Annotated in this window: 7 protein-coding genes, 1 tRNA gene and 1 pseudogene; 4 read left to right on the forward strand and 5 right to left on the reverse strand. The window is 71.5% G+C overall.

Features of this window, described 5'->3' with window-relative positions:
- Positions 1-50 precede the first annotated feature (50 nt).
- Positions 51-464, forward strand: a complete 414-nt coding sequence (locus EYQ95_RS19785) for a hypothetical protein (protein WP_132329692.1) — start codon at positions 51-53, stop codon at positions 462-464.
- Here EYQ95_RS19785 and EYQ95_RS19790 read toward each other — a convergent pair.
- The gene (locus EYQ95_RS19790; RefSeq protein WP_243699996.1) at positions 457-4,686 is read right to left on the reverse strand and encodes a DUF3418 domain-containing protein; all 4,230 of its coding nucleotides are present in this window, start codon (positions 4,684-4,686) and stop codon (positions 457-459) included. The two genes, EYQ95_RS19785 and EYQ95_RS19790, sit on opposite strands and share 8 nt — an antisense overlap.
- Positions 4,687-4,876: 190 nt before the next feature.
- On the opposite strand from EYQ95_RS19790, the pseudogene EYQ95_RS19795 reads away from it, so the two are divergent.
- Together EYQ95_RS19795 and recQ are read left to right on the forward strand one after the other, a co-directional pair.
- A pseudogene (locus EYQ95_RS19795) lies at positions 4,877-5,353 on the forward strand (Dps family protein); the annotation flags it as partial.
- A gap of 364 nt (positions 5,354-5,717) precedes the next feature.
- A complete protein-coding gene (gene recQ / locus EYQ95_RS19800; protein ID WP_132329708.1) occupies positions 5,718-7,544 on the forward strand; it encodes a DNA helicase RecQ in 1,827 nt (608 codons plus the stop codon).
- 12 nt (positions 7,545-7,556) lie between these two features.
- Here recQ and EYQ95_RS19805 read toward each other — a convergent pair whose 3' ends face one another.
- On the reverse strand, positions 7,557-7,802 hold the full coding sequence (locus EYQ95_RS19805; RefSeq protein ID WP_132329696.1) for a hypothetical protein: 246 nt from the start codon (positions 7,800-7,802) through the stop codon (positions 7,557-7,559).
- Positions 7,803-8,105: 303 nt separating this feature from the next.
- On the opposite strand from EYQ95_RS19805, the gene EYQ95_RS19810 reads away from it, so the two are divergent.
- Positions 8,106-8,181, forward strand: a tRNA-Lys gene (locus EYQ95_RS19810).
- 72 nt (positions 8,182-8,253) lie between these two features.
- Here the strand turns inward: EYQ95_RS19810 and queC are convergent.
- The 3 genes from queC to ybgF form a co-directional block, all read right to left on the reverse strand.
- On the reverse strand, positions 8,254-8,964 hold the full coding sequence (gene queC / locus EYQ95_RS19815) for a 7-cyano-7-deazaguanine synthase QueC (protein ID WP_256432847.1): 711 nt from the start codon (positions 8,962-8,964) through the stop codon (positions 8,254-8,256).
- Between the two features lie 181 nt (positions 8,965-9,145).
- Positions 9,146-9,820 (reverse strand): 7-carboxy-7-deazaguanine synthase QueE, encoded by a 675-nt coding sequence (gene queE, locus EYQ95_RS19820; RefSeq protein WP_132329698.1) that lies wholly within the window; start codon positions 9,818-9,820, stop codon positions 9,146-9,148.
- Between the two features lie 73 nt (positions 9,821-9,893).
- Positions 9,894-10,360, reverse strand: a 467-nt coding sequence (gene ybgF, locus EYQ95_RS19825) for a tol-pal system protein YbgF (RefSeq protein WP_132329700.1), incomplete at its 5' end; no start/stop codon positions are given.

Raw genomic sequence — 10,360 nt, forward strand, 5'->3', positions numbered from 1 at the left:
GCATCGCCGCCCTGGTCATCCCCGTCCTGCTGCTTGCCGCAGGCGCCGTCATGGCGCAGCAGGCGTACGTGCCGATCGAGAAGCGCCTGACCGCCGAGCAGATGCGCGCGACGGGGCTGGATCAGCTCAGCGCCGCGCAGCTCGAACTGCTCAACCGCCTGTTGAACGAGGAGCGCGCGGACGCGCTGGGCGAAGCACGTGCGGCAGAACGCGAAGTGGCCGCGCGCGAGGCCGCGGCGGCCCGCCAGCCTGTCGAGAGCCGCATACTGGGCCGCTTCAATGGCTGGCAGCGCGGCACCGTGTTCACCCTGGAGAACGGGCAGCAGTGGCGCGTGGTCGACGGCGAGCTCAACGCGCGCCCGGTCGCATCTCCACGCGCCAGCGTGCGCCCGGGGCTCATGGGTGCCTGGTACCTGCGCGTGGAGGGACAGGTGCCCATGGCGAAGGTCAGCCGCGTCAGGTAGAGCGCCCGCCGCGCAGCGCCTCCAGCCGCGCGGCGAGCTTCTTCGGCGAGACGCCGCCGCGTGCACCCAGCTCCTGGGCGAACAGCGAGACGCGCAGTTCCTCCAGGTCACGCCGGAACGCCTGCCAGTCCGGATCGCCCGGGTCGGCCTCGTCGAGCGCCTGCGCGAACGGGCGCACTTCCAGCATTCGCGCCTGGTCCTTGGCCGGATCGCGCAGGGCGCGCTCGGCGCGCAGGGCCAGCGCCCTGAGATAGCGCGGGTACTCGCGCAGGAGGTCGGCGGGCGCGTCCCGCAGGAAGCCCGGCGGCGTCAGCGAGGCCAGGTGGGCGCGCATGTCGTCGAGGTTGCCGCTGGCCCAGCCCATGAGCGGCGCTTCCAGCTTCGCCCGCACCTCGGCGACCGCGGCCAGGATGGTTTCGGCCTGCCGCAGGCGCGAGGTGGCCTCGGGGAACAAGTTCCTGGCGACGTGGTCCCGTCGCGATGCAAACGCGTCGGCGTCGCGGACATCGCCCAGCCCCTCGGCAGCGAGCGCCTCGAAGGCGCCTTCGACCAGGTCCAGGCGCAGCCGGTCGCCTTCCTTCAATGTCGCGGCCTCGCCCGTTCGCGGCGCGGCGGACTCGATCGCCGCGTACAACAGGGCGGTCTTCGGCGACACCGGCAACTGCTTGCGCGCCTGGCGCATGCGATCGGCCAGGGCGATGCGCAGCAGGCGCCGCACGCCGGCGGGATGCGCGCGCTCGGCATCGCTTTTCTGCGCGAAGACCTGCAGCGATGCGGCATCGCCGTCGTCCTGCAATGCGGGGAACGCCGGTACGCCGCCGGCGCCGCGCACCGCGTCGGGGATCGGCGAGGACGGGAAGGCGGTCAGGCCCGGCTGCGCCAGCCCGCTGGCGGCCTTCTCGGCGAAGGCGTCGGCCGCCATCGCACCGAAACGCGCGCGCAGATCGTCGAGGTCGCGCGACTCGGCGAGCACGCGGCGGCCGTCGCGGTCCAGCAGGCGCAGATTCACGCGCAGGTGCGGCTCGATGGCGGACTCGTCGAACTCCGTGGCTGCGAGGCCCGCGCCCGTGAGCTTCGAAAGAAAGCGTGCGAGAGCGCCCTTGATGTCGTCGGGCTCGGCGGGCCGGCCGCCCTGCCATGCGCCATGCGCCTCGGCGAATGCACGGGCGAAGTCCGGCGCCGGCACGAAGTTGCGGCGCTGCGCCTTCGGTAGCGAACGGATCAGGGCCGCCGCCTTGTCGGCCACGAAGCCCGGCGCGAGCCAGGAGAGCTGCGGTGCGTCGAGCGCGTTGAGCAGATGCAGCGGCACGGCGATTGTCATGCCGTCGTCCGGCGCGCCGGGCTCGAAGCGGTATCTCACCGCGAGTTGCACGTCACCCATGCGCAGGAAGGGAGGAAAGCGCGAGGCGGTGCTGGCCTCGCCGATCATCAGGGCGTCCAGCGACCACTCGAGCGCTGCCTTCTCGCCCGGCGGCAGCTTCGCGTACCAGGCATCCAGCGCCTGCACGTTGTGCACCTGCGGCGGCAGGCGGTCGAGGTACCACTGCGTCATCCAGTCCTCGTCGACGACGAGGCCGGCGCGGCGCTGCTTGGCTTCCTCGTCCTTGGCCTTCGCGAGCGTCGCGAGGTTCTTCTTCAGGAAGGCCGAGCGGGTGTTGATCTCACCGGTGACCAGCGCATCGCGCGCGAAGATCGCGCGGCTTTCCTCGGGGAACAGCGCGCCGTAGTGGATCGGGCGTTTGGGCGCGAGCACGAGCCCGAACAGCGAGATCTGCTCGCTGCCGATCACCCGCCCCTGCGAGCGCGACCAGCGCGGATCGCTCTGCCGGCGCGAGAGCAGGTGCGGCAACTCGTCGATCGCCCAGTGCGGTTCGATCGCGGCATTGGTCAGCGCCCAGACGCGCTCGGTGTCCAGCAGCGTGGCCGACAGCACCCAGGGCGGTGGCTTCCTCGCCAGCGGCGAGCCCGGAAAGAGCTGGAACTTGCGGCCGCGCGGGCCGTCGTAACCGCGGTCGGCGCGCTGGCCGACCTGTGTGGGCAGGCCGGCGAGGATGGCGCGGTGCAGGCGCATGTAGCGGACGGCGGCGGCCTTGCCATCGTCCACCCCGATCGTGGCGCCCGCCGCATCGCCAGGCCCGGCGCGACCGGCCGATGACTCGGTGCGCGGCATCGGCTGCGGCGCTCGGCTCGCTTCGCTTCCGGACACTCCGCCTCGCCGCTGCCGCGCCTGCAGGCCCACCTTCGATTCGCCCTGCACGCCCGAGTCCGGGCGATCGCCCGCCGCTGCAGGCACGTCCGGCGCCCGGCTGCCCGGGCCGGCCCAGCCCAGCTCCTCCGCCATCAGCTTCAGCTGCCTGTGCAGCTCCCGCCATTCGCGCATGCGCAGGAAGCCGAGGAAATGCCTGTCGCACCACGCGCGCAGCTTCGACTGGGTGAGGTCGGCATGCGCCTGCTCGTAGGCCTCCCAGAGCTTGAGGATGCCGATGAACTCCGAGCGCGGATCGACGAACTGCGCATGCGCGGCGTCGGCGGCGGCGCGCTGGTCGGCCGGCCGCTCGCGCGGGTCCTGGATGCCGAGGAAGGAGGCGATCACCAGCATGTCGCGCAGCACGCCCTGCGCCTCGGCCGCCACCAGCATGCGTGAGAGCTTCACGTCCACGGGGAGCTTCGCCATCACGCGGCCGATCGCCGTCAGCCGGCGCTCGCCGTCCACCGCGCCCAGCTCGGCGAGCTGCTGCCAGCCGTCGGCGATCGCGCGCGGATCGGGCGGCTCGAGGAACGGGAAGTCCTCGATCCGCCCCAGCCCCAGCGACAGCATGCGCAGGATCACGCCCGCGAGCGCGGCACGGCGGATTTCCGGGTCGGTGAACTCCGCGCGCGAGAGGAAGTCGGCTTCGGAGTACAGGCGATAGCACGTGCCCTCGGACACGCGCCCGCAGCGGCCCATGCGCTGGTTCGCGCTGGCCTGGCTGACCGGCTCGATGTGCAGGCGGTCGAGCTTGGCGCGCGGGCTGTAGCGCTTGACGCGTGCCAGCCCCGGATCGACCACGTAGCGGATGCGCGGCACCGTGAGCGAGGTTTCGGCCACGTTGGTCGCGAGCACGATCCGTCGCTGCGGGCCCGGGTTGAAGACGCGGTCCTGGTCGCGGGCGCTGAGCCGGGCGTAGAGCGGCAGCACCTCCGTGTGGCGGTACTTGCGCCGCTCCAGCGCCTGGTGCGCGTCGCGGATCTCGCGCTCGCCGGGCAGGAAGACGAGCACGTCGCCACGCGGATCTTCCGCGGTGATCTCGTCGCAGGCAGCGACGATGGCCTCGTTGACCGTGCGCGCGCCGTCGCCGTCTGCTTCGCCAAACGTCGTCGATGCCGTCCCTGGCGCGAACCCGCGACCTTCGGATGCCCCGGCCCGGCCATCGATGGCCGGTCGCTCCGACACGCGGCGAAGGCCTTCGCCATCGCCCGCATGCGCGGCGTCGCCCAGCGGCCGGTAGCGCACGGATACGGGATAGCCGCGCCCTTCCACGCTCACCACCGGCGCATCGGCGAAATGGGCCGCGAAGCGGGCGGTGTCGATGGTCGCCGAGGTGATGATCACCTTCAGGTCCCGGCGGCGTTCCAGCAGCTGCTTCAGGTAACCCAGCAGGAAGTCGATGTTGAGGCTTCGTTCGTGGGCTTCGTCGATCAGCAGCGTGTCGTAGCGCGAGAGCCAGCGGTCGGACTGGATTTCGGCCAGCAGGATGCCGTCGGTCATGAACTTGACGACGGTGTCGTCCGACACGTTCTCGGTGAAGCGCACCTGGTAACCGACCGCGCCGCCGAGCGGCACGGCGAGCTCCTCCGCCACCCTGCGCGCCACGGCGCGCGCGGCGATGCGACGCGGCTGCGTACAGCCGATCATGCCGGCGGCGCCACGGCCGGCGGCGATGCACAGCTTGGGGATCTGCGTGGTCTTGCCCGAACCGGTTTCGCCCGCGATCACCACGACCGGGTGTTCACGGATCAGCGCGACAATGCGTTCGGCTTCGGCGGCGATCGGCAGCCCTTCGTCGACCGCCACTGCCGGCAGGTTGCGCTGCCGCGCCTCGCGCCGCGCGATCGACTGGGCCAGCGCGGTCTCGAAAGCCGCGCGCGCGCCGGCGTCACCGGGCGCCCGGTTCCAGCGGGTCCAGAGGCCATGCAGCCGGCCGCGATCCCGCGTCATGGCCTCATCGAGACCACGGCGCATGGCCTGCGGATGGGCATCGATAGAGGGCGTGGATCGGTTCAAGTCGAACGGTCTATTTCACAAACGCCGGGCGGCCGGCCTATTGTCGCCGCTGTTACGGCAGGACATCGGGAGAACGAAGATGCAGAGCGGATCCGACCTCGGCCAGACCATGACCGGCAACGGCGGGATACAGGTGGCCGACAGCATGCCGCAGGTCAATATCGGTATCAGCGAGGACGATCGCAAGGCGGTCGCCGAAGGGCTTTCGAGCTTCCTCTCGGACGCGTTCACGCTGTACCTGAAGACCCACAACTTCCACTGGAACGTGACGGGGCCGATGTTCAACGCCCTGCACAACATGTTCGAGACGCAGTACACCGAGCAGTGGGGCGCGCTCGACGACATCGCCGAGCGCATCCGCGCGCTGGGCTTCAACGCGCCGGGCTCCTATGCCGAGTTCATCCGCCTGACCTCGCTGCCCGAGGAACCCGGCCTGACGCATACGGTCGACTGGCGCGAGATGGTCCGCCAGCTGGTCACGGGGAACGAAGCCGTCTGCCGCACCGCGCGCGCGGTGCTGTCGCGCGCCGACGAGGCGGGCGATGATCCGACGGTCGACCTGATGACGCAGCGGCTGCAGACGCACGAGAAGTACGCCTGGATGCTGCGCTCGCTGCTGCAGTAAGCTGCTGCCGTGTCATGAAGTCGCCCCGGACGCCTGGTACCAGTCGTCCACCAAGAGCCTCAACCGACTGCGCGTCCGGGGCTATGTGCAAGGGTGGCTGGGCCCGCCTGAATATCGGCTACCCTCCAGGCCGCCTCGATTCAGCATGGAAAGGCGACAGCGAACAAAAAAGCCCCGGCACCAGCCGGGGCTTTTTCCTTCCTGACAGGGAAGCGGCTCTCTTCGAACCTTGCTCGAAATCCTAGGCTCCGAAACGTTGAATTCCGGTTATCCCTGTCGCATTCAGGATCTATAAGACGTTCGACGTTCAGGCACCGGCAGAGTGTCTGAACCGGACCGCGCCCAGCCTGCCCTTCCCAAGTACATGAATCCGCTCCCGATCGAAGAGCATGCGCTCACCCTGCTCCACCGCATCTTCGGCCACACGGCCTTCCGCGGCGAGCAGGCCCACATCGTCGAGCACGTGGCTGGCGGCGGCGACGCGCTGGTGCTCATGCCCACCGGCGGTGGCAAGTCGATCTGCTACCAGATCCCGGCGCTGCTGCGGGAGGGCTGCGCGATCGTGGTCTCGCCGCTGATCGCGCTGATGCAGGACCAGGTGGAGGCACTGCGGCAGGTGGGCGTACAGGCGGCCTACCTCAACTCGACACTCGACGCCGGCGAGGCGGCGGCGGTCGAGCGCCAGCTCCTTCAGGGCGAGCTGGACCTGCTCTACGTCGCGCCCGAGCGCCTGCTGACGGGCCGCTTTCTCGCCCTGCTCGACCGCGCGCGGCTCGCGCTGTTCGCCATCGACGAGGCGCACTGCGTCTCCCAGTGGGGCCACGACTTCCGCCCGGAGTACCGCCAGCTCACGGTCCTGCACGAGCGCTGGCCCGACGTGCCGCGCATCGCGCTCACCGCCACGGCCGACGCACCGACCCGGCGCGAGATCGTCGAGCGGCTCGGCCTGGAGGACGCGAAGCAGTTCGTCAGCTCCTTCGACCGGCCCAACATCCGCTATACGGTGGTGCCCAAGGACGGCGCAGGCACGCGCGCGCTGCTGGACTTCCTGGCGCGCCACCCCGGCCAGAGCGGCATCGTCTACGCCATGAGCCGCAAGCGCGTGGAGGCCGTCGCCGAGCAGCTCTGCAAGGCCGGGCTCAAGGCCCTGCCCTACCATGCCGGGATGGACGCCGCCTTGCGTGCCGCCAACCAGCGCCGCTTCCTGCAGGAGGACGGCATCGTGATGGTGGCCACCATCGCCTTCGGCATGGGCATCGATAAACCCGACGTGCGCTTCGTCGCCCACGTCGACCTGCCCAAGTCGATCGAGGGCTACTACCAGGAAACCGGCCGCGCGGGCCGCGATGGCGGCGCGTCGGAGGCCTGGCTGAGCTACGGGCTGGGCGACGTGGTGAGCCTGCGGCAGATCGTCGAGCAGGGCGAGGCCTCGGAGGAGCGCAAGCTGCTGGAGCTGCGCAAGCTCGACGCGCTGCTGGGCTACTGCGAGGCCACCGGCTGCCGGCGCCAGGCCCTGCTGCGCTGGTTCGGCGAGGAGCATCCGGGCGCCTGCGGCAACTGCGACAACTGCCTGTCCCCGCCCGAGAGCTGGGACGGCACGGAAGCGGCACGCAAGGCGTTGTCGGCGATCTACCGCACCGGCCAGCGCTTCGGCGTGGGCCACCTGGTCGACGTGTTGCGCGGCAGCCGCACGGACAAGGTCGCGCAGTTCCGCCATGACACCCTGGGCGTGTTCGGCATCGGCAAGGACCTCGACGACCGCCAGTGGCGCAGCGTCTTCCGCCAGCTGGTGGCCGGCGGCTACGTGGACATCGACGTGGAGCACTTCGGCGCGCTGCGCCTGGCCGAGGCGAGCCGGCCGGTCCTGCGCGGCGAGGCCAGCCTGCGCCTGCGCGCCGAGCCCAGGTCCCTGCCGCGCACGCGCCGCGACCGGCGCGCCTCCGACGCGGAGCTGCTCGACCTCGACGGCGACGCGCTCGCCCGCTTCCACGCGCTGCGCGAATGGCGGTCGCTCACCGCCCGCGAGCAGAACGTGCCGGCCTACGTGATCTTCCACGACGCCACGCTGCGGGCCATCGCCGAGGCCGACCCGGCCGATCTGGACGACCTCGCCCGCGTCCCGGGCATCGGCACGAGCAAGCTCGAGCGCTACGGCGAAGCCGTGCTGCAGAAGCTGTTCGACGCGGCCTGAGGCAGGCTGCGGTCAGGCCGGCGTGTCCACCTCGTCGGTGGGCCCGTTGCGCAGCAGCGCCTCGTCCGCCCCGCTTGCCACCGCGTAGCCGTGCAGGCCGATGTCCCGCACCAGCTCGTCGCCCAGCAGGCCGAGCTCCATCCGCACGCGGCGGACGAAGCGCAGGGAGGCGGCGTCGGGGGCGGGCGAAGCGTCGGCAAAATGCGACGGCACCACCACCAGCGCGCCGTCATGGCGGCGGAAGAGGTCGAACTTCAAGCAGGGTCCCCAGGAGCGAAGCGGCACGCTAGCGCGTCGCAGGCGTGCAGCCTATAGGGACAAGTCTGGATGCGGCTGAACGGTTCGGCTTGTTCAAGGCCGGCGCCTGACGATCTGCGATGAAGGCCCCCAGAACGCGGCGTCACCCACCCCGGCCGCCGGGATCGCGGCGAGCGCCAGGCACGCACGGATGCCTGCGGCAACCGCCAATGCGGCGGATGCGCGCCCGATCCCGCGGGTTCGGTACCGTGGCACCACCTGCGGTAAGATCGCGCCCCCAACGCGGCAGTCCGCGCGGCACGTGGGCCGTTAGCTCAGTCGGTAGAGCATCGGACTTTTAATCCGCTGGTCGTTGGTTCGATTCCAACACGGCCCACCATTAGAACAGGCACTTGCGAGGCGCGGCTCACCGCCTCCGTAGATCACTCCGTAAATTCCCGGCGGCTGCGCTTCAGGCCACGTAGCGCGTCGGGTCGGCCACGCCCGCGGCCGCGAATCCCTGCGCGCGCAGGCGGCAGGCGTCGCAGGCCCGGCAGGCGCGGCCGTCGCGGTCGGCCTGGTAGCAGGAGACGGTCAGCGCGAAATCGACGCCCAGGCGCACGCCTTCGCGCACGATGTCGGCCTTGCCCATGTGCTGCAGCGGGGCGTGCACGCGCAGGCCGGCGCCTTCCACGCCCGCTTTCGTCGCGAGGTTGGCCAGGCGCTCGAAGGCGTCGACGAATTCGGGGCGGCAGTCGGGGTAACCGGAGTAGTCCACCGCGTTGACGCCGCAGAAGATGTCCGCCGCGCCCAGCACCTCGGCCCAGCCCAGCGCGAGCGAGAGCATGATCGTGTTGCGCGCGGGCACGTAGGTGACCGGGATCGTTCCGGCGGTGTCGCCCGAGGTGGGCACGTCGATGCCGGCGTCGGTGAGCGCGGAGCCGCCGATGCCGCGCAGGTCCACGTCGACCACCTTGTGCGCCGCCACGCCCTGCGCCGCGGCGACCCGCGCGGCGGCGTCGAGTTCGGACGTGTGCCGCTGGCCGTAGCGCACGCTGAGCGCATGCACGTCGAAGCCCCGCTCGCGCGCGATGGCGACGACGACGGCGCTGTCCATGCCGCCGGAGAGCAGCACCACGGCGCGGGGACGGGGGGTCGGGTCGGGGGGCTGGCGAGTCGTCAAGGCCGGGCCTGCAAGGTCGAAGCGTTGTCCTGGAGTTCGGTGTCACGGTCGCGACGGGGATGCCGCGCGCATCGCGCATGGCCGGAGCGTCGGCGGCGATCCCGCCGCGTGCGGCCACGGGCGCATGCCCGTGCGCGCGCCGGGCGACGGTGCGCGCCGCTCACGGTTGCGCCGGCGCGGCTCAACGCCCCGGCTCGTCGCCCCACAGCACCTTGTGCAGCTGCAGCTGGAAGCGCACCGGCAGGCGGTCGTCGACGATCCACTGGGCGAGTTCGCGCGGGGCGACCTGGCCGAAAGCGGGCGAGAACAGCACATCGCAGCGCGCGGCCAGCGCATGCTCGGCGACCACCGCGCGCGACCACTCGTAGTCCTCACGCGAGCAGATCACGAACTTGACCTCGTCGCGCGGGGTCAGCAGCGCGATGTTCGCCCAGTGGTTGCGGTGCACCTCGCCCGAGCCCGGCGTCTTGATGTCGACCACGCGGGCCACGCGCGGATCGACCCCGCCGATGTCGAGCGCGCCGGAGGTTTCCAGCGAGACGGCGTGCCCGGCGTCGCACAGGCGCTGCAGCAACGCCAGGCAGCGCTTCTGCGCCAGCGGCTCGCCGCCGGTCACGCAGACGTGGCGCACGCCCAGGCGCGCGACTTCCGCGACGATGGCGTCGATCTCCCACCACTGGCCGCCGTGGAAAGAATACGTGGTGTCGCAGTAGCGGCAGCGCAGCGGGCAGCCGGTCAGGCGCACGAAGACGGTGGGCCAGCCGACGGAATTCGACTCGCCCTGCAGCGACAGGAAGATCTCGGTCAGCCGCAGCCGCTCGGGCACCGCGGCGGCCACGGTGACGGGGGCGCTCATGCCGCGATTTTACCCCTGCACCACGCCGGCCGCCTGCATGGCGGCCGCCCGCCGCGGCGCGTGCCGCCAGGATTCAGCGTCCCGGGCGCGCCGCCTTCAGCCGGTCGCCGGCCAGCCGCGCGGCGTCGGTGCCGGGATAACGGGCGACCACGTCGGCGAACGCCGCCTGCGCGGCGTCCTCCTGCCGCAGGCCCAGCCGCGACAGCCCGACCTTCAAGAGCGCGCCGGGCGCCTTGTCGTGCGTGGGGAAGCGGTCGAGCAGCTGCTCGAAGGATTCCAGTGCAAGTGCGTAGTTCTGGGTGACGTAGTAGCTCTCGCCCAGCCAGTACAACGCGTTCGGGGCGTAGACCCCGCCCGGGTGGCGGTCGAGGAAGGCGGCGAACAGGCGCGCGGAGTCGGCATAGCGGCCGGCCTTGAGGGCGTCGAAGGCCGCGTCGTAGGCCGTGCGCTCGTCGCCGGTGGGCAGCGCCGCGGCACTGCCGGGGCGCGTGTCGGCACGGGGCGCCGGCGTGGCGGCCGCGCGGGACGGGGCCGACGCCT

The organism is Lysobacter sp. N42 (assembly GCF_004344885.1).

Bases quoted from the DNA above. Each gene is read 5' to 3' on its own strand.
- EYQ95_RS19790 (WP_243699996.1), bottom strand. From the start codon at position 4,686: ATGCGCCGTGGTCTCGATGAGGCCATGACGCGGGATCGCGGCCGGCTG.
- recQ (WP_132329708.1), top strand. From the start codon at position 5,718: ATGAATCCGCTCCCGATCGAAGAGCATGCGCTCACCCTGCTCCACCGC.
- queE (WP_132329698.1), bottom strand. From the start codon at position 9,820: ATGAGCGCCCCCGTCACCGTGGCCGCCGCGGTGCCCGAGCGGCTGCGG.
- EYQ95_RS19785 (WP_132329692.1), top strand. From the start codon at position 51: ATGGCGCAGCAGGCGTACGTGCCGATCGAGAAGCGCCTGACCGCCGAG.